The following is a 22,895-nucleotide window of genomic DNA, read 5'->3' as shown; positions in this document are numbered from 1 at the left end:
TAGAATCCATACATGGAGACCGAGACCGCCACCCCGTGGCTCACCGACGCCGAGCAGTGTGCGTGGCGCACATTCCTGGACGTCCAGAGGATGCTGACGTACCAGCTGGAGCGGGACCTCCAGCCCTTCGGACTGACGATGAACGACTACGAGATCCTCGTGAACCTCTCGGAGTCGGCCGAACGGCGGCTGCGCATGAGCGATCTGGCCGCGGCCACGCTCCAGTCGAAGAGCCGGCTCTCGCACCAGATCACCCGCATGGAGAACGCCGGACTCGTCCGGCGCGAGAACTGCGAGTCCGACCGCCGCGGACTGTACGCCGTGCTGACCGACGCGGGCATGGAGACCATGCACAAGGTCGCCCCGCACCACGTCGAGTCGGTGCGCAAGCACTTCATCGACCAGATCGGCACGGACGCCCTCGGCGACCTGCGCGAGTCCCTGAAGCCGGTCGCGGACCAGCTGCGCGGCCGGCGCGGCAAGCCGTAGCGGCGGCGCCGCCGGGCGGACCTGACGAAGTAGGGCCCCACCGGTCGTCCCGGTGAGGCCCTGGTTCGTACCCGTGGAGCAGCGCGCGCCGCTCCGTCGCCCGCGCGCCGCTCAATTGCCCGTCAGGCTCGCGACCAGCTCGTCCGAGGCCGCGTACGGATCGAGGTCGCCCGCCACGATCCGCTCCGCGAGCGCGTCCAGGCGCCGGTCGCCGTGCAGATCGCCGATCCGCTCCCGCAGGGCCGTGACCGCGATGGTCTCGACCTCGCGCGCCGCACGGGCCCGGCGGCGCTCCGCCAGGACCCCGCGCTCCTCCATCCAGGCGCGGTGCTTCTCCAGCGCCTCCACGACCTCGTCGACGCCCTCGCCGCGCGCCGCGACCGTCTTGACGATCGGCGGCCGCCAGTCGCCGGGACCGCGCGCCTCGCCCAGGCCCAGCATGTGGTTGAGCTCGCGGGCGGTGGCGTCCGCGCCGTCCCGGTCGGCCTTGTTCACCACGTACACGTCGCCGATCTCCAGGATGCCCGCCTTCGCGGCCTGGATCCCGTCGCCCATGCCCGGCGCGAGCAGGACGACCGAGGTGTCGGCCTGGGAGGCGATCTCGACCTCCGACTGCCCGACGCCCACGGTCTCCACGAGGATCACCTCGCAGCCGGCCGCGTCCAGGACGCGGACGGCCTGCGGGGCGGACCAGGCGAGACCGCCCAGGTGACCGCGGGTCGCCATGGAGCGGATGTAGACGCCCGGATCCGAGGCGTGGTCCGACATCCGCACCCGGTCGCCGAGGAGCGCCCCGCCGCTGAACGGCGACGACGGGTCGACGGCCAGGACGCCGACCCGCTTGCCCGCCCGCCGGTAGGCGGAGACCAGCGCGGACGTCGACGTGGACTTGCCGACGCCGGGCGAACCGGTCAGGCCCACCACGTACGCGCCGCCGGCGAGCGGCGCGAGCGCCGCCATGACCTCGCGCAGCTGCGGGGACGCCCCCTCCACGAGCGAGATCAGCCGGGCCACGGCCCGCGGCCGGCCCTCCCGTGCCTGGGCGACCAGAGCGGGGACGTCCACCATGCGCTGAGCTCCTTGCCTGACCGTGCCGAGGTGACTTACTTGCCGGCGACGCGGACGATCAGCGCGTCGCCCTGACCGCCACCGCCGCACAGGGCGGCCGCGCCGATGCCGCCGCCGCGCCGCTTGAGCTCCAGGGCCAGGTGCAGCACCACGCGGGCGCCGGACATGCCGATCGGGTGGCCGAGGGCGATGGCGCCGCCGTTGACGTTCACCTTCTCGGGGGTAACGCCGAGGTCCTTCATTGACTGGACGGCCACCGCGGCGAAGGCCTCGTTGATCTCGATCAGGTCGAGGTCGCCGACGGTCAGGCCCTCCTTCTTCAGCGCGTGCAGGATGGCGTTGGACGGCTGCGACTGGAGCGAGTTGTCCGGGCCCGCCACGTTGCCGTGGGCGCCGATCTCGGCGATCCACTCCAGGCCCAGCTCCTCGGCCTTGGCCTTGCTCATCACGACGACGGCGGCGGCGCCGTCGGAGATCTGCGAGGAGGTGCCGGCGGTGATGGTGCCGTCCTTGGCGAAGGCCGGGCGGAGCTTGCCGAGGGACTCGGCGGTGGTCTCCGCGCGGATGCCCTCGTCCTGGGAGAAGACGACCGGCTCGCCCTTGCGCTGCGGGATCTCGACCGGGGTGATCTCGGCCTCGAAGATGCCGTTCTTCTGGGCGGCCGCGGCGCGCTGGTGCGAGAGCGCGGCGATCTCGTCCTGCTCGGGACGCCGGATGCCCAGACGGCTGTTGTGCTTCTCGGTGGACTCGCCCATGGCGATGTTCTCGAAGGCGTCGGTCAGACCGTCGTACGCCATGGCGTCGAGCATCTCGATGGCGCCGTACTTGAAGCCCTCGCGGGACTTCGGCAGCAGGTGCGGCGCGTTGGTCATCGACTCCTGGCCGCCGGCGACGACCACGTCGAACTCACCGGCGCGGATCAGCTGGTCGGCGAGCGCGATGGCGTCGAGGCCCGACAGGCACACCTTGTTGATGGTGAGCGCGGGGACGTTCATCGGGATGCCGGCCTTGACCGCGGCCTGGCGGGCGGGGATCTGGCCGGCGCCCGCCTGGAGCACCTGGCCCATGATCACGTACTGGACCTGGTCGCCGCCGATGCCGGCCCGGTCGAGCGCGGCCTTGATGGCGAAGCCGCCGAGCTCGGCGCCCGAGAAGGACTTGAGCGAGCCGAGCAGGCGACCCATGGGCGTGCGGGCGCCCGCGACGATCACTGAGGTGGTACCGGTCGTTCCAGACATGAGGCACGGCCCCTAGGGATGAGAAGTGAACGAGGGTTTACCGCCAATGTACTGAGCGGCGGACCGCCGGGTCACCGGCCGGTCGGTGTGACGGCGCGCACGTTGCGTAACCATCCTCACGGCGTTGCACTGGAGGCATGCTGACGCGAATCGACCACATCGGGATCGCCTGTTTCGACCTGGACAAGACTGTCGAGTTCTACCGTGCCACGTACGGTTTCGAGGTCTTCCACTCCGAGGTCAACGAGGAGCAGGGCGTCCGCGAGGCCATGCTCAAGATCAATGAGACCTCGGACGGCGGAGCCTCGTACCTCCAGCTCCTGGAGCCGACCCGGGAGGACTCCGCGGTGGGCAAGTGGCTCGCCAAGAACGGCGAGGGCGTGCACCACATCGCCTTCGGCACGGCGGACGTCGACGCCGACGCCGACGACATCCGGGGCAAGGGCGTCCGGGTCCTCTACGACCAGCCGCGGATCGGCTCCATGGGCTCCCGGATCACCTTCCTGCACCCCAAGGACTGCCACGGCGTCCTCACGGAACTGGTCACCTCGGCAGAGCCGTCGGCTGACCACTCCTCAGCGGAGCACTGACCTCCGGATTCCTGGCCCGGTAGAGTGGGCGACTCCGGGCCGGGGCCGGTCGGGGCCGCTCCGTGCGGCACCGTAGTCGGGATGTCGGGGTCGTCCGATCTGCCACGATTCCCCGGGGGTCCGTCCTCGGCCGTGAGGGCGGCTCGTCGGAGTTGCGACCAGGGTTGGGGTCTCCCCTGCTCGAAGAGCTCGGGGAAGGATGGACCGCGCAGTGCGGGGCTACGAACGCCAGGAGAGCCACCGAGCTGAAGACGACCATCTCGCCCGGTTCGAAGCCGAGATGGACCGGCTGAAGACCGAGCGCGAGAAGGCCGTTCAGCACGCCGAGGATCTCGGATACCAGGTCGAGGTCTTGCGCGCCAAGCTCCACGAGGCGCGGCGCACCATCGCGTCCCGGCCCGCCTACGACAGCGCGGACATCGGATACCAGGCCGAGCAGCTGCTGCGGAACGCGCAGGCGCAGGCCGAACAGCTCCGCCAGGACGCCGAGCGCGAGCTCCGCGACGCCCGCGCGCAGACGCAGCGCATCCTCCAGGAGCACGCGGAGCACCAGTCCCGGCTCCAGGCCGAACTGCACAACGAGGCGGTCCAGCGCCGCCAGCAGCTCGACCAGGAGCTCAGCGAGCGCCGGCAGACCGTCGAGGCGCACGTCAACGAGAACGTCGCCTGGGCCGAGCAGCTCCGCGCCCGCACCGAGTCCCAGGCCCGCCGGCTCATGGAGGAGTCCCGCGCGGAGGCCGAGCAGGCGCTCGCCACCGCCCGCGCCGAGGCCACCCGGCTCGCCGAGGAGACCAGCCGGCGCGTCGGCTCCGAGGCCGAGGCCGCCCGTGCCGAGGCCGAAGCGATTCTGCTGCGCGCCCGCAAGGACGCCGAGCGGCTCCTCGGGGCCGCCTCCAGCCAGGCGCAGGAGGCCACCAGCCACGCCGAGCAGCTCCGCTCCACCACCACCGCCGAGACCGACCAGGCCCGCCGTCAGGCCACCGAGCTCTCCCGCGCCGCCGAGCAGCGCATGCAGGAGGCCGAGGAGAGGCTGCGCGTCGCGCGCGCGGAGGCCGAGAAGGCCCTCAACGAGGCCAAGGAGACCGCCGCCAAGCAGCTCGCCACCGCCGAGTCGGTCAACGAGCAGCGCACCCGCACCGCGAAGACCGAGATCGCCCGGCTGGTCGGCGAGGCCACCAAGGACGCCGAGGCGCTCAAGGCCGAGGCCGCGGAGAAGCTGCGCGAGGCGACCGCCGAGGCGGAGAAGCTCGTCACCGAGGCCTCCGAGAAGGCCCGTACGGTCGCCGCGGAGGACTCCGCCGCCGCGCTCGCCAAGGCCGCGCGCAACGCCGAGGAGATCCTCACTAAGGCGTCAGAGGACGCCAGGGAGACCACCCGCAAGGCCTCCGAGGAGGCCGAGCGGATCCGCCGCGAGACCGAGGCGGAGATCGACCGGCTGCGCTCCCAGGCCGAGGAGCAGGCGGACGAACTCCTCGGTTCGGCGAAGGACGACACGAAGGAGTACCGCGCCAAGACCGTCGAGCTGCAGGAGGAGGCCCGCCGGCTGCGCGGCGAGGCCGAGCAGCTGCGCGCCGAGGCCATCGCGGAGGGCGAGCGGATCCGCGGCGAGGCCCGCCGCGAGGCCGTCCAGCAGATCGAGGAGGCGGCCAGCAGCGCCGAGGAGCTCCTCACCAAGGCCCGGACCGACTCCGACGAGATGCGGGCCAAGGCCGGCGCCGAGAGCGAGCGGGTCAAGTCCGAGGCCATGGAGCGCGCCCAGACGCTCCGGACCCAGGCCGAGGAGACCCTGGAGCGGACCCGCGCCGAGGCCGAGCGGCTGCGCGCCGAGGCCGAGGAGCAGGCCGAGGCGGTCAAGGCGGCGGCCGAGGAGGCCGCGGCCGGGCTGCGCGCCGACGCCGAGCGGGCCGCCGAGGCCCGCCGCGCCGAGGCCGCCGCGGAGCTGACCCGGCTGCACACCGACGCCGAGGCGAAGGTCGCGGCGGCCGGGGAGGAGCTCACCGACGCGCGTGCCGAGGGCGAGCTGATCCGGCGCGAGGCCGCCGAGGAGACGGAGCGGCTGCGGACCGAGGCCGCGGAGCGCATCCGTACGCTCCGGGAGCAGGCCGAGCAGGAGGCCGAGCGGCTGCGCGCCGAGGCCGCGTCGGACGCGTCCACCACCCGTACCGAGGCCGAGGGCGCCGCAGGACGGCTCCGCAAGGAGGCCGCCGAGGAGGCCGAGCGGCTGCGCTCGGAGGCCCAGGAGACCGCCGACCGGGTACGGGCCGAGGCCGCCGCCGCGGCCGAGCGGGTGGCCACCGAGGCCGCGGAGGCGCTGGCCGCCGCCCAGGAGGAGGCCGTCCGGCGTCGCCGGGAGGCCGAGGAGACGCTCGAGTCGGCCCGTTCCGAGGCCGGCCGGGAGCGCGAGCACGCCCGCGCGCAGTCCGAGGAGCTGCTCGCCGCGGCCCGCAAGCGCGTGGAGGACGCGCAGGTCGAGGCGCAGCGCCTGGTCGAGGAGGCGGACGCGCGGGCGACCGAGACGGTCGCCGCGGCCTCGCGGGCCGCCCAGGAGGTACGGGACTCGGTGGCGGGTCTGCGCGAGCAGGCCGAGGAGGAGGTCACCGGGCTGCGCAGCGCCGCCGAGCACGCGGCCGAGCGGACGCGTTCCGAGGCGCAGGAGGAGGCGGACCGGGTCCGCGCCGACGCCTTCGAGGAGCGGGAGCGGGCGTCCGAGGACGCCGCCCGCACGCGGACGCGTGCGCAGGAGGAGACGGACGCCGCGAAGGCGCTGGCCGAGCGGACGGTCTCCGACGCGATCGCCGAGTCGGAGAAGCTGCGGGCGGACACCGCCGAGTACGCGCAGCGGGTGCGTACCGAGGTGTCGGATTCGCTCGCCGCGTCCGAGCAGGACGCGGCCCGTACCCGGGCCGACGCCCGCGACGACGCGAACCGGATCCGCTCGGAGGCCGCCGAGCGCGCCGAGGCGGTCGTCGGCGAGGCCCGTACGGAGGCGGACCGGATCGCCGCCGAGGCGGAGCAGGCCCTGGACGAGGCGCGTCAGGCGGCGGACAAGCGTCGCGGCGACGCGGCCGAGCAGGCCGACGCGCTCCTCGCCGAGGCGACCTCGGAGGCCGAGCGGCTCACCCGCGAGACGGCCGCCGAAGCGGAGCGGCTCACCGCCGAGGCGGTCGAGCTGATGGAGACCACCGAGCAGGACGCCCGGCGCCTCCGCACCGAGGCCGAACAGGTCAAGGCGGACGCCGAGGCGCACGCGGAAGCGCTGCGCGCGGCCGCGGTCGCCGACGGCGAGCAGGTCCTCGACGAGGCCCGCAAGGCCGCCGACAAGCGCCGCAGCGACGCCGCCGAACAGGCCGACGCCCTCCTCGCCGAGGCGACCTCGGAAGCCGAGCGCCTCACCCGCGAGACGGCCGCCGAAGCGGAGCGGCTCACCGCCGAGGCGGTCGAGCTCATGGAGACCACCGAGCAGGACGCCCGACGCCTCCGCACCGAGGCCGAACAGGTCAAGATCGACGGGGAGGCGCACGCGCAGGCCCTGCGGAACGCCGCCCTGGCCGACGGCGAGCAGGTCCTCGACGAGGCCCGCAAGGCCGCCGACAAGCGCCGCAGCGACGCCGCCGAGCAGGCCGACGCCCTCCTCGCCGAGGCGACCTCGGAAGCCGAGCGCCTCACCCGCGAGACGGCCGCCGAGGCAGAGCGGCTCGTCGCCGAGGCGACCGCCGAGGCCGAGCGGCTCACCCGCGAGGCCGGTGAACTCGCCGACGCCGTCACGGCGGAGGCGCAGGCCGAGGCCGAGGCGACCGTGGGCTCCGCCCAGCAGGACGCCGAGCGGATCCGTACCGAGTCGGAGCGGCTCAAGGCCGCCGCCGAGGCGGCCGCCGAGCAGATGCGCTCGGAGGCCCGCGCGGAGGCGGACCGGACGCTCGACGAGGCGCGGGAGGCCGGTGCCCGGAAGCGTTCGGACGCGGCCGAGCAGGCCGACCAGCTCATCGGCAAGGCCCAGGAGGAGGCGCTGCGCGCCACCACCGAGGCCGAGGCGCAGGCCGACCTGATGGTCGGCGCCGCCCGCAAGGAGGCCGAGCGGATCGTCGCCGAGGCGACCGTCGAGGGCAACTCGCTGGTGGAGAAGGCCCGTACCGACGCGGACGAGCTCCTGGTCGGGGCACGCGGCGACGCGACGGCCATAAGGGAGCGGGCCGAGGAGCTGCGGGGCCGGATCGAGGGCGAGATCGAGGAGCTGCACGAGCGGGCGCGCCGCGAGAGCGCCGAGCAGATGAAGACGGCGGGCGAGCGGGTCGACAACCTGATGAAGGCCGCGACAGAACAGCGGGCCGAGGCCGACGAGAAGGCCAAGGAGCTGGTCTCCGAGGCGAGTTCGGAGGCCAGCAAGGTCCGGATCGCCGCGGTCCGCAAGGCCGAGGCGCTCCTCAAGGAGGCCGAGCAGAAGAAGGCCTCACTGGTCGCGGAGGCCGAGGGCATCAAGGCCGAGGCCGAGCGGGTACTGGCGGAGGCCCGGTCCGAGGCGGAGCAGACCATCGAGGAGGGCCAGCGCGAACTGGAAGTGCTCGTGCGGCGCCGCAAGGACATCAATGCCGAGATCTCCCGTGTCCAGGACGTGCTGGAGGCGTTGGAGTCTTTCGAGACTCCGTCCGCCGGTGCCAAGTCCGCCGGGGCAGTGGGTGCCAAGGCGGGTGCGTCGGCCGGCTCCACTCGTTCGAGTGGCAAGTCCCAGGACGGCTAGCCACTCAAAAGGCTGGACATTCTCCAGATCAAACGGGCATACGCTCGATGACACGCCGCTTCGGCCCCTAGGATTCCCTCTAACACCTCACCGGTCTCATTCGACAGGAAACCCATGAGCGACACATCCTCCCCCTTCGGCTTCGAGCTCGTGCGGCGCGGTTACGACCGCGGTCAGGTGGACGACCGCATTACCAAGCTCGTTTCCGACCGCGACAGTGCGCTGTCCCGCATCACCTCCCTGGAGAAGCGCATCGAGGAACTCCACCTCGAGACGCAGAACGCCCAGGCGCAGGTCACCGACGCCGAGCCGTCGTACGCGGGGCTCGGCGCCCGGGTCGAGAAGATCCTCCGGCTCGCCGAGGAGGAGGCGAAGGACCTGCGTGAGGAGGCCCGTCGCGCCGCCGAGCAGCACCGCGAGCTGGCCGAGTCGGCCGCCCAGCAGGTGCGCAACGACGCGGAGTCCTTCGCGGCCGAGCGCAAGTCGAAGGCCGAGGACGAGGGCGTCCGCATCGTCGAGAAGGCGCAGGGCGAGGCCAACACGCTGCGCGCCGAGGCGCAGAAGGACGCCCAGTCGAAGCGCGAGGAGGCGGACGCCCTCTTCGAGGAGACCCGCGCCAAGGCCGCCCAGGCCGCCGCGGACTTCGAGACCAACCTGGCCAAGCGCCGCGAGCAGTCGGAGCGCGACCTGGCCTCGCGTCAGGCCAAGGCCGAGAAGCGCCTCGCCGAGATCGAGCACCGCGCCGAGCAGCTCCGCCTGGAGGCCGAGAAGCTGCGCACGGACGCGGAGCGCCGGGCCCGTCAGACGGTGGAGACGGCGCAGCGCCAGGCCGAGGACATCGTGGCCGACGCGAACGCCAAGGCCGACCGGATCCGCAGCGAATCGGAGCGCGAGCTCGCGGCGCTGACGAACCGCCGGGACTCGATCAACGCCCAGCTGACCAACGTCCGCGAGATGCTGGCGACGCTGACCGGTGCCGCGGTGGCGGCGGCCGGCTCGCCGATCGACGACGAGCGCCCGGCCGGTGTCCCGGCCCAGCAGTCCCGCTGACGCCCGTCACGCGTACGCCTGTCACGCGTACGGCCGCCCCCCGTACGGCCGTCCGGGTCGTGACCGTCGACCTGACACACAAGCGGTAACGAGTTCGCAGCGTTCCCCAGAACCCCCCGTCATTCCGGTGGCGGGGGGTTTTGCGCACCCGTAGGTTGGGACGCATGATCGAGCTTGAGGGCCTGACCAAGCGATACGGGGCGAAGACCGCGGTCGACCATCTCTCCTTCCAGGTGCGTCCTGGGGTGATCACGGGCTTCCTCGGGCCCAACGGGGCGGGCAAGTCCACGACGATGCGGATGATGCTGGACCTGGACAACCCGACGAGCGGGACGGTCCGGATCGACGGCAAGCACTACCGGGAGCTCGAGGAGCCGCTGAAGTACATCGGCGCGCTGCTCGACGCGAAGGCGATGAACGGCGGCCGCTCCGCCTACAACAACCTGCTGTGCCTGGCGCAGTCGAACCGCATCCCGGAACGCCGGGTGGGCGAGGTGCTGGACCTGGTGGGTCTGACACCGGTCGCGCGGAAGAAGTCGAAAGGTTTCTCCCTCGGTATGGGGCAGCGCCTCGGCATCGCGTCGGCGCTGCTCGGCGATCCCGAGATCCTGATGTTCGACGAACCCGTCAATGGTCTGGACCCCGAGGGAATTCACTGGATCCGCAATCTGATGAAGGCGTTGGCGGCCGAGGGCCGGACGATCTTCGTTTCCAGCCATCTGATGAGTGAAATGGCCCTGACGGCCGATCACCTGATCGTGATCGGACAGGGAAAGCTGCTGGCCGACACGTCGATGGCGGATTTCATCCAGGAGAATTCCCGGAGTTATGTACGGCTGCGCTCGCCGCAGCAGGAGCGGCTCAGGGACGTGCTGCACGCCCACGGGTTCGTCGCCGTGGAGGCGGGCAGCGGCAACCTGGAGGTGGACGGGGCGACGACCGAGAAGCTGGGTGAACTCGCCGCCGAGAACGGGCTCGTCCTGCACGAGCTGAGCTCCCAGCGCGCGTCGCTCGAAGAGGCCTTCATGCAGATGACGGCGAGTGCGGTGGAGTACCACGCGCACGGCACCGATGTACACGGTGGCGCCCCGGCGCCCGGCCCCCAGTGGGGCACGACCTCCCAGGGAGCCTGAACCATGGCAGCGGTATCCGCGGTCCTGCAGTCCGAGTGGACCAAGATCCGGACGGTGTCGTCGACCGTCTGGACGCTGGCGAGCGCCCTGATCGTCACGGTGGCGATCGGCGCGGCGCTGTCCGCCGTGTTCAACTCGACCTTCGACGACCTGAGCGAGGTCGAGCGGGCCACCTTCGACCCGACCCTGGTCAGCTTCTTCGGGATGACCCTGGGGCAGCTGGCGATGGTGGTCTTCGGTGTCCTGGTGGTGGGGACCGAGTACTCCTCGGGCATGATCCGCACCTCCCTCGCGGCCGTGCCGCAGCGCGCGACCTTCCTGTTCTCGAAGATCACGGTGGCGGGCGGCCTCGCGTTCGCCGTGGGTCTCGCGACGAGCTTCCTCTCCTTCTTCCTGGGGCAGGCGCTGCTCGGCGAGCACCGGGCCTCGATCGGCGACGACAACGTGCTGCGGGCGGTGATCGGCGGCGGCCTCTACATGGGCCTCATCGCCCTGTTCTCCATGGGCGTGGCGGCGATGCTGCGCTCGTCGATGCTGTCGCTCGGCATCCTGATGCCGTTCTTCTTCCTGGTCTCGCAGATCCTGGCGGCCGTGCCGAAGGCCAAGGAGGTGGCCCGCTACTTCCCCGACCAGGCCGGATCGAAGATCATGCAGGTCGTCCCCGACGCCATGAACACGGAGGAGGCTCCGTACGGCCCCTGGGCCGGTCTGGGGATCATGGTGATCTGGGTGGTGGCCGCGCTGGCCGGCGGCTACCTGGTGATGAAGAAGCGGGACGCCTGAGGCGACGCGGGATCGGACGTCAGGATCCCTGGGGGAACCCTGACGTTTTCCCCTGACGTTTCCCCGACGACCGCGCGGAGGCCGTCTCCACTTCGCCGGAACCGTCAATGGCTGGATAAGCTCCTAGCTCATACGGGGGGCTCCGGCCGACGGCCGCCACGCCCCGACCATGGTGCGACCGACCTGTCGATGGGGCTGGAGAATGATCGAGGCAGTCGGCCTGACGAAGCGCTACGGCGCCAAGACGGCCGTGTACAACCTTTCCTTCCAGGTGAGGCCCGGTGTCGTCACCGGATTCCTGGGGCCCAACGGGTCCGGCAAGTCGACCACGATGCGCATGATCCTGGGACTCGACCAGCCCACCGCGGGCCATGTCACGATCGGCGGCCACCCCTTCCGGCAGCTGCCGAACGCGCCCCGTCAGGTCGGCGCGCTCCTCGACGCGAAGGCCGTGCACGGCGGGCGGAGCGCGCGCAGCCATCTGCTGTCGCTCGCGCAGCTCGCCGGCATCCCGGCGCAGCGCGTCGACGAGGTCCTCGGGGTCGTCGGCCTCCAGGACGTGGCCAAGCGGCGCTCCAAGGGCTTCTCGCTCGGCATGGGCCAGCGGCTGGGCATCGCGGCGGCGCTCCTCGGCGACCCGCAGGTGCTGCTCTTCGACGAGCCGGTCAACGGCCTGGACCCGGAGGGCATCCTCTGGGTCCGCAACCTGATGAAGAAGCTGGCCGCCGAGGGGCGGACGGTCTTCGTCTCCAGCCACCTCATGAGCGAGATGGCCCTCACCGCCGACCATCTGATCGTGATCGGCCGCGGGCAGCTGCTCGCGGACATGAGCGTCACGGACTTCATCTCGGCGAACTCCGCCGACTTCGCCCGGGTGCGGACCCCCCAGACCGATCCGGGTCAGCGGGAGAAGCTGACGGCGGCCCTCGTGGAGGCCGGCGGCCAGGTGATGTCGGAGCCGGACGGCGCGCTGCGTGTGACGGGCCTGCCGCTGCCGCGGATCAGCGACCTCGCGCACGGCGCGGACGTACGGCTCTGGGAGCTGTCGCCGCACCAGGCCTCCCTCGAGGAGGCGTACATGCGCCTGACGCAGGGCGCGGTGGACTACCGCTCCACCGACGACCGGCTCGCGCACCTGCAGCCGCCGCAGCAGCCCGGCCACCCGGGGTACGGCGTGCCGCCGCAGCAGCCGGTGGTGCAGGACGTGCCGCAGCAGGGCTGGTACGCCCCGCCGCCGCCCGGACAGAACCCGTACGCGGGGGCGCCCGGCCAGGCTCCCGCGCCGGGCCCGTACGCCCCTCCGGCCGCCCCGCAGCAGGCCGCCCCTCAGCCGAGCGACACCACCAAGGACGCCCGATGACCGCCCCCGCCCCGCACCACGCTCCGGCGCCGCACTCCTACGTCTCCCCCATCCCGGTGCGCAGGGCGACCCTCGGTGACGCCCTCGCCTCCGAGTGGACGAAGATCCGCTCGGTGCGTTCGACGCTGTGGACGCTCGGCGTCATGGTCCTGCTGATGCTGCTCATCGGCCTGGGGGTGGCGGCGATCGCCGCGAGCTCCGAGGCCCCGATGGGCGAGGAGTCCGCCCTCGGCTTCGGCTTCTTCGGCATGCTGCCGGCCTCGATCTGCGTGATCACCCTCGGCGTGCTGACCATCGCCTCCGAGTACGGCACCGGCATGATCCGCACGACCCTGACGGCCTGCCCGAGCCGGGCCCGGGTGCTCACGGCGAAGGCGATCGTCTTCTTCCTGCTCGTCTTCACGGTGACGACGGTGGTCGCCGCGCTCGTGGGTGCGGGACAGGTCGCCCTGGTGGACACGGCGGACGCCCCGACGGCGGGCGAGTGGCTGCGGGCGACGGTCGGCGCGGGCGCCTATCTCGCGACGCTCGGGCTGCTCTCGCTGGCGCTCGGCACGCTGATCCGGCACTCGGCCGGTGCGATCACGGTGATGATCGGTGTGCTGCTGCTGCCGCTGGTGGCGGCCATGTTCATGTTCTCGGAGGCGCTGAAGTCGGTCCAGGAGTGGCTCTTCACGTACGCGATCCCCTCGCAGATGATCGCGCTGTACGCCGCGCAGCCGCCGTTCGGCGACGACGGCCCCGCGGGCTGGGAGCCGCTGCTGATCATGACCGGGGTCGCCGGGGTCGCGCTGGCCGGCGCGTACGCCCTGCTGAACAGCCGGGACGTGTGACCCGCGGCTGGGCCGTCTCCCCTGCTCAGTACTTCGGCGCGTTCCTGGACCGCTGCACCCTGCTGGTGCGGCGGTCCTTCGCGTTCCAGCAGGCCTTGTGCCAGTGCCGCCGGTCGTCCACTCCCCCGTACTCGGGCCAGGCGACGACGTGCGGGGCGCCGCCCGGGATCTCCTGGTCGCAGCCGGGGCAGCGGTAGCGCTTGCCGGGCGCGCTCGCCCCGGCGACGAGGCGGACGTACCACTCCTCGCCCTGCCAGGTCTCGGTACGCTGCACGCCGCCGTACCGGTCGCCGTGGTCGCCCGGCTGCTGCTCGGGCTTCTCGCCGCCTCGGGAACGGTTGTGGCGCGGGGACACGGGCACACCTCACGGGGTCTGGGAACACGGACCGTTCCCTCAAGCCTACGGGCCGCGATGCGGTGCCCCGGGCCCCGACCGCGGCGGCTTAGCCGAAAATCGCAAGAACTTCATGAACGGCCGTTGCCTTTGGCACGTGTCAGACGTTGGTGCCAGTGCGAGGGGAGTTACGCGTCGGCCGCAGAGGAGGCACAAGGCGATGCGCGTGGGTACGTTCGTTCTGGCAGCCCAGTTCCCGGGCCAGGGACAAGGAGAGGCCCTGCACCGGGCGGTGCGGACCGCCGAGGTCGCCGAGGAGGCGGGCCTCGACTCGGTCTGGCTGGCCGAGCACCACTTCGTGCCGTACGGGGTCTGCCCCTCGGCCGTGACACTGGCCGCGCTGCTCCTGGGCCGCACACGGAGGCTGCGGGTGGGCACGGCGGTGAGCGTGCTGCCGAACGTCCACCCGGTCGCCCTGGGCGAGCAGGCGGCGCTGCTGCACCTCACCTCGGGCGGCAGGTTCACCCTCGGGGTGGGCCGCGGCGGGCCCTGGGTCGACCTGGAGGTCTTCGGCGCGGGTCTCGACGCGTACGAGAACGGCTTCCCCGCATCGCTCGACCTGCTGCTGCGCTGGCTCTCCGAGCCCCGTGTGGGCGCCGAGGGAGAACGATTCGCCTTCCGTGAGGTACCGGTGGTGCCCCGCGCCGACGAGCTGATCGGCGGGGACCCGGCCCCGGAGGTCGTGGTGGCCTGCACGTCGCCGAAGAGCGTGCGACTGGCCGCCGAGCGGGGCCTGCCGATGCTGCTCGGGATGCACTGCGGCGACGAGGAGAAGGCCGAGATGGTCACGGCCTGGACGCGCGCCGCGCGGGAGGCCGGGCGGGACCCCGACGAGATCGCGCGGATCGGTTCCCAGCACGTCTCGGCGGGCGTGGCCCAGCTCGCGGACCGGGCGGCGGACGCGGCCGAGGCACTGGTGAAGGCGATGCCGGGCTGGCTGAAGCAGGGCCTCGACGCTCATGTGACGGTCGACGACCGGCACCGGGCGATGCGGGACCCCGTGGCGTACACGGAGCTGCTGTGCGGCCTGCACCCGGTGGGCACCCCGCGGCACGCGGCGGACCGGCTGGCGGCGACGGCCGAGCGCACGGGCATCACCCGCTTCGCCCTGCTCGCCGAGGGCACGGGCGACCTCGCCTCGACCGAGGAGAACGTGCGGCGGCTCGGCGCGGAGGTCCTGCCGCTGCTCGTCTGACCGTGCGGTCACCGCTCCCTCCGACCGTACGGACGGAAGAGCGCACCGTACGGACTCGGGGCGGACCGTGCTGCCGCTCCGGCATCTCCGCGCGGCGATGCGCGTCGACACGCATCGATCGCGTCTCCCGCGATGCGGAGCGGCAGCACCATGTCTCAGCAGTCGCGCAGTTCCGGCGACTGGTTCAGCAGCTGCCCCCGGACGGACGTGAAGCGGGCGAGCCGCTCGTCCACCGACGGGTCCAGCGGGAAGACCGCCACCCGGTGGCAGTTCTGGAAGGCGAGACGCACCCCGAAATGCCGCTGCAGCGCACCACGAATGGCGTCGCTCGCGAGCGCGCGCAGCAGTTGACCACGTGCCTGCTCATTCGGCGGCGGCGTCTGGTTGTCGGCGAACTCTCCGCCGTCGACCTTCAGCTGGGCCACCAGAGAACTGATCATCTCCCATGCGTAGGGCAGGGAGGTCCGGACGCAGTCGACGAAGTCGGCTTCGTCGACCTCGCCTCGCTCGGCCTGTTCCAACAGTGCCGGTGAGACGTCGAGCGACATGGGTTCTCCTCTCGCGACCCCGCGGACGGGGTCTTGCGGGCAGGGGCGAAGGCCGGGCCGCCCGCCACGCAGCGTGCACGGACGACGACCTCCAGCTTCCACGGTAAGCGCGCAGTCCTGCACGCACCAGGAGATGGGGAACACAACCGGCTGATAACCGACGGGTGTTCGGCTCAGGATCATGCCCGGAGGGGGTCCGGGTGATGCCCGAATCGCGCGGAAGAGCGCCCGTCTTGTAGCGTTGCCGACCATGCGTCTCGTCATTGCCCGTTGCTCCGTGGACTACGCGGGCCGGCTCACGGCCCACCTGCCCTCCGCGCCCCGTCTGATCCTCATCAAGGCAGACGGCAGTGTCTCCATCCACGCGGACGACCGGGCGTACAAACCGCTCAACTGGATGTCCCCGCCCTGCACCCTCAAGGAGGGCGCGGACGGCGAGGCGGGCGTCTGGACCGTGATCAACAAAGCGGGCGAGAAACTGATCATCACGATGGAGGAGATCCTCCACGACTCCTCGCACGAACTGGGCGTGGACCCGGGTCTCATCAAGGACGGCGTCGAGGCGCACCTCCAGGAGCTGCTCGCCGACCGCATCGAGACCCTCGGCGAGGGCTACACCCTGATCCGCCGCGAGTACCCGACCGCGATCGGCCCGGTGGACATCCTCTGCCGGGACTCGGACGGCGCGACGGTCGCGGTCGAGATCAAGCGGCGCGGCGAGATCGACGGCGTCGAGCAGCTGACCCGCTACCTGGAGCTGCTCAACCGCGATCCGCACCTCGCCCCGGTGCGGGGCGTCTTCGCGGCGCAGGAGATCAAGCCGCAGGCCCGGGTCCTCGCGACGGACCGCGGGATCAGTTGCGTGGTCCTGGACTACGACGCGATGCGGGGCATCGAGGACGACAAGCTGCGGCTGTTCTAGCGGACGGCGACGGCGGTACGGGGACGGCCCCGGGTGCGGTGAACGCGCCCGGGGCCGTCCCCGTCTCCGTACGTCTCCGCGCCCGGGCTCCGTGACTCCGTCAGGCGGGCGTCGGGGAGCCGGTGGTCCCGTCCGCGGCGGGCGGGCCGCCGAGGGACGAGGACGCGGAGATGCTGGGGCTGTTCTCCTCGCTGGCGGATCCGGACGGCGTCGGGCCCGTGGTCGGCGGCTCGGTGGTGGGTGTCTCCGTCGGCGGATCCGAGGTCTCCGTCGGCGTCGGGGGCTTCGACGTGCTCGTCGGCGGCTTCGGGCCCGAGGTCGTCGGGCGCGGCGGCCGGGTGGTCGAACTCGGCGGCGGTCCCGTCGTCTCCGTGGGGGCCGCCGTGGTGGACGGGTCGTCCGAGGACGACGGGGTGCCCGAGGTGTCCGGGGTGCCCGAGCTCGACGGGTCCCTCGGGTTCGACGTGGCGGAGCTCCCGGAGGCGGAGGGGCTCGGGGAGCCGGAGCCGGTGGCGTCCCCGGTCCTGCCGGGCTCGCCCGTCTCGCCCTCGGCCGGCTGCTCCTCGCCGTCGATGCCGTCGTCGGTGGTGTCGTCGGTGGCCGTGCTGTCGGAGGTGACGTGGTTGGTGGCCGGGTCCTCGCCGTTGCCCGAGGTGGCGCCGAGGGTCACGACGGTGCCGAGGACGGCGACGAGGAGGGCGCCCGCGCCGACGGCGGCGAGGTTGCGGCGCGCGCCGTTGACGATGCCGCCCCTGAGGCTCGGGCGGCCGGAGCCCTTCTCGGTGTCGGGGCGGGTGATGAGCGTCGGGCCCTCGTCGGCGAAGTCGGGGAACGCCGGCATCGGGGACTTCGCCAGGCCGCGACCGGGTCCCCCGGGCAGCGGGGCCGGGGCCGCGGCCCCCATGGCTCCGGCGGCTCCGGCCGGCGGAGGCACGGGGAAGGGATCGGCGGCGGGTCTGCGTCCGGGACCGCGCAGGGAGGGGATGCCGCGGGGCGGCGAGACGGGCTCCTCGGCGCGGGTCGCGGCCGGGGCGGTGTGCTCCCCGGAGAGGTCGGCGACCAGGGCGAGGGCCCGGCGTCCCGCGACGGTGCCGCGCTTGTCGGCGAGCACGCCCCGCATGCCGATGGAGGCCTCCAGCTCCGCCCGGGCCCGCTCCAGGTTTCCGGCGCACAGCGCCAGGACACCGAGCTCGTGGTGGAAGTAGGCCTCCTCGGCGACCTCGCCGGTGAGCCGGGCGGCCTCCTGTCCGGCGCGCAGCGCACGCTCCCAGGCCCCCCAGTGCAGTCCCGCCGCGAAGGCGGGCGCGGCGGCGCGGGCGAGGAGGACGGCGGTGGCGCGGTGCTCGGCCTCCGTGTCGGGGTCGCCTCCGGTGCCGGCGACGAGCACGGACAGCGCGGCGAGCAGGGCGTCGGACTCGGCGGCGGCCCGCTCGGGGGTGACGGAGGGGTGGGCGGCCCACCAGGCGTAGTGCTGGGCGACGGTGTGGGCGCGGTCGGCGGCCGCGTGCTCGGGCTCGTACCCCTGGGCGAGGAGCTGGGTGAGGACCCCGGCGGCCAGCCGGTAGCGGGGTCCGACCGGGGAGAGCAGGCCGCAGGCCCGCAGTTCTCCGAGGGCGGCGTCGGCGTGGGTGTCGCCGACGAGGGCCGGCAGATGGGCCTGGTGCGGGACCTCGCCGCCGAGGGCGACGGCGAAGCGCAGCGCCGTCTGGGCGGAGCGGCTGAGGCGGGAGGCGAGCAGCGCGGCGGGCGCGGCGCCCTCGCCGAGGCTGGGCAGGGGTATCTCGCGCAGTTCGACGTCGGGGTCGTCGACTCCGTCGAAGGCCGCCGCGGCGGCGGCCGCGGCCGCTTCGGGGTCGGTGGGCCCGAAGGCCTCCTCGAGGGCGCCGAAGGCGTCGAACTCGGCGGGGGTGACGCGGAGCCGGTCGCGCTGGCGGAGCAGGGCGCCGGCCTGGACGAAGCGGAGGGGCAGGCCCTCGGACTCGAACCAGAGGTCGCCGGCCCAGTTGGCCTCGTCGTCGGTGAGGGTGCGGCCGACGGCGCTCTCCAAGAGCTTGAGCGCGGCGCCCCGGCCGAGTCCGGCGAGGTGGAGGTCCTCGACGTGGGAGTCGGCGGAGGGGGCGGGGGTGTCGGGTCCCGCGGCGAGCAGGAAGGCGCATTCGGGGGCTGCGGCCAGGAACTCGTCGAGGGCGGCGCCGCCGAACTCCAGGTCGTCGACGACCACGACGGCGCCGATCTCGCGGAGCCGTTCGTGAAGCGCGGCCTTGCCGGGCCGGTGGTCCGGGGCGTGCCGGACGGCGGCGAACAGCTCGTGGAGGAGTTCGGCGGGGGTGCGGTGGTGGCCGGAGAGCCGGACGACTCCGTCGGGCGCGAGGTCGGCGCAGTCGGCGGCGACGGCGTCGAGGAGGGCGGTGCGGCCGGATCCGGCGGGTCCGCTCAGGCGGGCGGAGCGGCCGCGGCCGAGGATGCCGACGAGGCGCTCGCGCTGTTCCTTGCGTTCGAGGAGGGGCAGCGTGGGCGCGGCGGGGCCGGGCGGTACGGGCGGGGCGGCGGCGCGGGCGGCCTCGGCGCGTTCCTCGGCGGTGCGGGGGCGGGGGGCCGAGGGTTCGTGGCCGGGCGGGCAGGGTTCGATCTCGCTGCCGTCGACCGGGTTGACGGTGACGAGCAGGTCGCCGGAGACGAGCCGGACGACGCGGGCACGCGCGGGTGCGGGGGCCGGGGCGGGGGTGCCGCGGCCCTGGCGGGCGTCGTCGCCCTCGCCGTCGTGTCCGTACTCCTCCGGCCCCCGGTTGATCGGGTCCATGGTCCAAGCCCCCAAGAAGCGGTGTCCGGTGCCCGCCGGGTGGGTCCGTCAATGTGCAGGCGACCGAACCCTAGACCGTGGTCAGGCGCTCGGGAACAGGTGGGGTGCCCAGGAGACCCAGTCGTCACGGTCTTGTGAGGATTGAGCGTGACGCCTGGTTCACACAGCTGCTTCACAGACGCGCCGCCGCTGGTCGTCCCGCGGTCACACCCGGGGCAGGGACTCCAGCGCGAGGCCGCCCTCGATGGCGAGGATGCGGTGCAGCTTGGTGGCGACGAGCAGCCGCTGCATCTGGGGCGGCACCCCGCGCAGGACGAGCCGTCGGCCGCAGCGGCCGGCGCGCCGGTGGGCGCCCATGATGACGCCGAGTCCGGTCGCGTCCCAGGAGTCGAGGCCGGTCAGGTCGAGCACCAGGTCGCCGACGCCGTCGTCGACGGCCGAGTGCAGGACCGTACGGGCGTCCGCCGCGCTCCGGACGTCGAGGCGGCCCCCGACGACCAGCTCGACATGGTCGCCCCTGATGTGCATATGCGCTCCCCGAGAGTGCTCCGTCTTCGCAACAACTGACTGCCGCACCGGCAGATACGTTGCGCCTTGTCAGCGAACCGATACCGAAATTCACCCCACGGGGTGAGGCGGGGTGGCGGGTCCGGCTCAGTACTTGTAGAAGCCCTGCCCGCTCTTGCGGCCGATGTCACCCGCGTCCACCATCCGGCGCATCAGCTCGGGCACCGCGAACTTCTCGTCCTGGGACTCGGTGTAGATGTTGTTGGCCGCGTTGACCAGGATGTCGATGCCGGTGAGGTCGGCGGTGGCGAGCGGCCCCATGGCGTGGCCGAAGCCGAGCTTGCAGGCGATGTCGATGTCCTCGGCGGTGGCGACGCCGGACTCCTGGAGCTTGGCCGCCTCGACGACGAGGGCCGAGATGAGGCGGGTGGTGACGAAGCCGGCCACGTCGCGGTTGACGACGATGCAGGTCTTGCCGACGGACTCGGCGAACTCCCGTGCGGTGGCGAGGGTCTCGTCGCTGGTCTTGTAGCCGCGGACGAGCTCGACGAGCTGCATCATGGGGACCGGCGAGAAGAAGTGGACGCCGACGACGGACTCGGGGCGGCCGGTCACCGCGGCGATCTTGGTGATCGGGATCGCGGAGGTGTTGGAGGCGAGGACCGCGCCGTCCTTGGCGATCTTGTCGAGCGAGCGGAAGATCTCGTGCTTGACGTCGAGGTTCTCGAAGACGGCCTCGACGACGATGTCGGCGTCGGCGACGGCGTCGAGCTCCGTGGTGGCGGTGATGCGGCCGAGCGCGGCCTCGGCGTCGGCGGCGTCCAGCTTGCCCTTCGCGACGAACCGGTCGTACGACGCCTTGATGCCGTCGGTGCCCCGGGTGAGGGCGGCGTCGGTGACGTCACGCAGGACGACGTCCCAGCCCGCCTGTGCCGAGACCTGTGCGATGCCGGATCCCATGAGTCCGGCCCCGATGACGGCGAGCTTCCTGGCCACGATGTTCCACCCCTTAACGCCTGTTCACTTCTGGCTCTCCGGCGGAGATTAGCGGTCGGGAGCCGTCATGTGACCGTGAAGTAATGCGCGTCACGCCCTGTTTGACGGACGTCACACTCGCAGCACCCCGTTCGGGCGCCTCCGGGGTCGCGGCATACCCTCAGGGGGTAGGTCCAGCGGGGTGGCGGTCGGGCCGGTGGCGCTTCTCAGCCCTCGCGTACCGCGTAGTTCAGCACCTTCTCGCTCAGCAGCTCCTCGATCTCGTCGAGGAGGACGAGCGCCTCGCGGGAGACGGCGGTCGCCCTGCCGCCGTCGGTCATCGCGCGGGTGATGTGGCCGACGACGGTGCTCTCGATCCAGGCGAGCTGTCCGCCGACGAGCAGCGGCAGCGGGTCGTCGGCGCCGGCGCCGGTCTCCTCGCGGAGGGTGGCGACGACGGCGCCCTGGACCTGCTGCTGGACGTGGAAGAGCCGGGCCTTGAGGGTGGGGGCGTGCTCGATGACGTTCATGAAGGCGTCGAAGCCGTCCATGAGCCCGTACGCGGGTGACACGGCCCCGATGTCCTGGCGGAGTTCCCGCAGGACGGCCTGGGCGGCGGACTCCCCCCGGTCGCGGCCGCGGATCGCGCGGGCCAGGCGCTGGGTGACGCCGTCCATCCGGTCGAGGAAGAGGTCCTCCTTGTCATCAGCACGGCCGGGCTCGCCCGGACCTTCATGACCAGGAGCGGCCCCGTGGAGGCCGTCCGCGGAATCGACCTCACCGTCGGCCCCGGCGAGATCGTCGGACTGCTCGGCCCCAACGGCGCCGGCAAGACCACCACCCTCCGGATGCTCACCACGCTCCTGCCGCCCACGGGCGGCGCCGCCACCATCTCCGGCCACGACCTCGTCCGGGACCCCGCCGCCGTCCGCCGCCGCATCGGGTACGTCGCCCAGTCCGGCGGCCTCGACCCCCAGGAGACCGTCCGCTCCGAGCTCGTCACCCAGGGCCGGCTCTACGGAATGAACCGGGCCCGCGCGACGGCCCGCGCCGAGGAACTCGCGGACGACCTCGGGCTCACCGACCTCCTCGACCGCAGGACCCCGGCGCTCTCCGGCGGCCAGCGCCGCCGGCTCGACCTCGCCATGGGGCTCACCCACCGGCCGGAGATCCTCTTCCTCGACGAGCCGACGACCGGCCTCGACCCCGGCAGCCGCGCCGACCTGTGGGCGCTGGTGCGGCGGCTGCGCGACGAGCACGGCACCACCGTCGTCCTCACCACCCACTACCTGGACGAGGCCGACTCCCTCGCCGACCGGCTGGTCGTCGTCGACGGGGGAACGGTCGTCGCCGAGGACTCCCCCGCCGGCCTCAAGGCCGCCCACGGCGCCGCCACCCTCCAGGACGCGTTCCTCGCCGTCACCGGACGCGGCCCGGCCCCCGCCGACACGACCCCCGTAGCCGTCTAGCCCCCGTAGCCGCCCGGGACCTCCCGGTCCCCTCACGTCCTCAGGACATCCGATGCTTCTCCACGACACCGCGCTCCTCTTCGGGCGCTACGCCCGCCAGACCCTGCGCTCCCCGTTCCAGATCTTCTTCGGCGCCCTGATGCCGCTGCTCTACCTGCTGCTCTTCGGGCCGCTGCTCACCGGGCTGCCGCTCGGCGCCGAGGGCGACTCCTGGCAGATCCTCGTCCCCGGACTCCTGCTCCAACTCGGCCTCTTCGGAGCCTCGTTCGCCGGCTTCTCGATCACCATGGAGAAGAACACTGGGGCGTCTTCGACCGGATGCGGGTCACCCCGGTGAGCCGGCTCGCCCTGCTGCTCGGCCGGGTCCTGCGGGACGCCGCGCTCTTCGTCTTCCAGGCGGTGCTGCTCGTCCTGGCCGCCCTCCCCATGGGCCTCAGGGCGCCGCTGCCCGGCATCCTCATCGGCTTCGGCTTCGTGGCGCTGCTCTCGGTGGCGCTGGCCTCGCTCTCGTACGCGCTGGCCCTGAAGCTGCGCACCCCGCAGGAGTTCGGCCCCGCGATCAACACGCTCGCGATGCCGGCGATGCTGCTGTCGGGCCTGATGCTGCCGATGACCCTCGCCCCCGGCTGGCTGGACGTCCTCTCGCGCCTGATGCCGTTCCGCCATCTGGTGGACGCGGTCCGGGAGGCGTACATCGGGCACTACACGACACCCACGCTGCTGTACGGGGTGCTCGTCGCCCTCGGCACCGCCGCGCTCGCCGTGACGGTCGGCACACGGACCTTCCAGCGGGCCGTCGCCTAACT

At 72.8% G+C, this 22,895-nt stretch carries 18 protein-coding genes and 2 pseudogenes; 12 read left to right on the top strand and 8 right to left on the bottom strand.

Features of this window, described 5'->3' with window-relative positions:
• Positions 1–12 precede the first annotated feature (12 nt).
• On the top strand, positions 13–489 hold the full coding sequence (locus tag AMK27_RS25200) for a MarR family winged helix-turn-helix transcriptional regulator (protein WP_073912482.1): 477 nt from the start codon (positions 13–15) through the stop codon (positions 487–489).
• A 111-nt stretch (positions 490–600) separates the two neighbouring features.
• On the opposite strand, the gene meaB is transcribed toward AMK27_RS25200, so the two are convergent.
• Entirely contained in the window at positions 601–1,557 is a 957-nt protein-coding gene (gene meaB / locus AMK27_RS25195) for a methylmalonyl Co-A mutase-associated GTPase MeaB (protein ID WP_073912481.1), read from the bottom strand.
• Between the two features lie 35 nt (positions 1,558–1,592).
• Positions 1,593–2,795: an acetyl-CoA C-acetyltransferase gene (locus AMK27_RS25190; protein WP_073912478.1), complete on the bottom strand. Its 1,203-nt coding sequence runs from the start codon at positions 2,793–2,795 to the stop codon at positions 1,593–1,595.
• 137 nt (positions 2,796–2,932) lie between these two features.
• Between AMK27_RS25190 and mce the strand changes: the two genes are divergently transcribed.
• The 7 genes from mce (at position 2,933) to AMK27_RS25155 (ending at position 13,279) form a co-directional block, all read left to right on the top strand.
• Complete coding sequence (gene mce, locus AMK27_RS25185) at positions 2,933–3,385, top strand: methylmalonyl-CoA epimerase (protein WP_073912475.1); 453 nt, start codon at positions 2,933–2,935, stop codon at positions 3,383–3,385.
• 211 nt (positions 3,386–3,596) lie between these two features.
• The gene (gene scy / locus AMK27_RS25180) at positions 3,597–8,120 is read left to right on the top strand and encodes a polarized growth protein Scy (protein WP_079188585.1); all 4,524 of its coding nucleotides are present in this window, start codon (positions 3,597–3,599) and stop codon (positions 8,118–8,120) included.
• A 114-nt stretch (positions 8,121–8,234) separates the two neighbouring features.
• Complete coding sequence (locus tag AMK27_RS25175; RefSeq protein WP_030321132.1) at positions 8,235–9,170, top strand: cellulose-binding protein; 936 nt, start codon at positions 8,235–8,237, stop codon at positions 9,168–9,170.
• Between the two features lie 164 nt (positions 9,171–9,334).
• Positions 9,335–10,303 carry an ABC transporter ATP-binding protein gene (locus tag AMK27_RS25170; RefSeq protein ID WP_073912469.1) on the top strand — a complete coding sequence of 323 codons (969 nt, stop codon included), beginning with the start codon at positions 9,335–9,337 and terminating at the stop codon, positions 10,301–10,303.
• 3 nt (positions 10,304–10,306) lie between these two features.
• A complete protein-coding gene (locus tag AMK27_RS25165; protein WP_073912467.1) occupies positions 10,307–11,086 on the top strand; it encodes an ABC transporter permease in 780 nt (259 codons plus the stop codon).
• A gap of 202 nt (positions 11,087–11,288) precedes the next feature.
• Positions 11,289–12,446 carry an ABC transporter ATP-binding protein gene (locus tag AMK27_RS25160; RefSeq protein WP_073912465.1) on the top strand — a complete coding sequence of 386 codons (1,158 nt, stop codon included), beginning with the start codon at positions 11,289–11,291 and terminating at the stop codon, positions 12,444–12,446.
• Positions 12,443–13,279, top strand: coding sequence for an ABC transporter permease (locus AMK27_RS25155; protein ID WP_073912462.1), 837 nt, complete (start codon positions 12,443–12,445; stop codon positions 13,277–13,279). Before AMK27_RS25160 ends, AMK27_RS25155 begins: the two co-directional genes overlap by 4 nt.
• 25 nt (positions 13,280–13,304) lie before the next feature.
• Here AMK27_RS25155 and AMK27_RS25150 read toward each other — a convergent pair whose 3' ends face one another.
• Positions 13,305–13,634, bottom strand: a complete 330-nt coding sequence (locus tag AMK27_RS25150; protein WP_073912461.1) for an ATP/GTP-binding protein — start codon at positions 13,632–13,634, stop codon at positions 13,305–13,307.
• Positions 13,635–13,833: 199 nt separating this feature from the next.
• On the opposite strand from AMK27_RS25150, the gene AMK27_RS25145 reads away from it, so the two are divergent.
• Complete coding sequence (locus tag AMK27_RS25145) at positions 13,834–14,868, top strand: LLM class flavin-dependent oxidoreductase (RefSeq protein ID WP_073912458.1); 1,035 nt, start codon at positions 13,834–13,836, stop codon at positions 14,866–14,868.
• A 155-nt stretch (positions 14,869–15,023) separates the two neighbouring features.
• On the opposite strand, the gene AMK27_RS25140 is transcribed toward AMK27_RS25145, so the two are convergent.
• Complete coding sequence (locus AMK27_RS25140) at positions 15,024–15,416, bottom strand: SCO5389 family protein (protein ID WP_015036224.1); 393 nt, start codon at positions 15,414–15,416, stop codon at positions 15,024–15,026.
• Between the two features lie 250 nt (positions 15,417–15,666).
• Here AMK27_RS25140 and nucS point away from each other — a divergent pair, with 250 nt between their 5' ends.
• Positions 15,667–16,338 (top strand): endonuclease NucS, encoded by a 672-nt coding sequence (gene nucS, locus AMK27_RS25135; RefSeq protein WP_198955939.1) that lies wholly within the window; start codon positions 15,667–15,669, stop codon positions 16,336–16,338.
• Positions 16,339–16,438: 100 nt separating this feature from the next.
• Here the strand turns inward: nucS and AMK27_RS25130 are convergent, their stop codons facing one another.
• The 4 genes and pseudogenes from AMK27_RS25130 to AMK27_RS25115 form a co-directional block, all read right to left on the bottom strand.
• Complete coding sequence (locus AMK27_RS25130; protein WP_073912454.1) at positions 16,439–19,138, bottom strand: ATP-binding protein; 2,700 nt, start codon at positions 19,136–19,138, stop codon at positions 16,439–16,441.
• Between the two features lie 204 nt (positions 19,139–19,342).
• Positions 19,343–19,666, bottom strand: a complete 324-nt coding sequence (locus AMK27_RS25125; RefSeq protein WP_015036221.1) for an STAS domain-containing protein — start codon at positions 19,664–19,666, stop codon at positions 19,343–19,345.
• 126 nt (positions 19,667–19,792) lie between these two features.
• Entirely contained in the window at positions 19,793–20,641 is an 849-nt protein-coding gene (locus AMK27_RS25120) for a 3-hydroxyacyl-CoA dehydrogenase family protein (protein WP_073912452.1), read from the bottom strand.
• A gap of 206 nt (positions 20,642–20,847) precedes the next feature.
• Positions 20,848–21,321: pseudogene (locus AMK27_RS25115) on the bottom strand (TetR/AcrR family transcriptional regulator); the annotation flags it as partial.
• Positions 21,322–21,354: 33 nt separating this feature from the next.
• Between AMK27_RS25115 and AMK27_RS25110 the strand changes: the two are divergent.
• Both AMK27_RS25110 and AMK27_RS25105 read left to right on the top strand, forming a co-directional pair.
• Entirely contained in the window at positions 21,355–22,089 is a 735-nt protein-coding gene (locus AMK27_RS25110) for an ABC transporter ATP-binding protein (RefSeq protein ID WP_073912450.1), read from the top strand.
• Positions 22,090–22,141: 52 nt separating this feature from the next.
• Positions 22,142–22,893 (top strand): annotated as a pseudogene (locus tag AMK27_RS25105) (ABC transporter permease).
• The last annotated feature ends 2 nt before the right edge of the window (positions 22,894–22,895 follow it).

The sequence above is a fragment of the Streptomyces sp. CB02009 genome, assembly GCF_001905825.1.
GTDB lineage: Bacteria > Actinomycetota > Actinomycetes > Streptomycetales > Streptomycetaceae > Streptomyces.
Note: the sequence above shows the minus strand (reverse complement) of the source record. Positions and strands in the feature narration are given on the sequence as shown.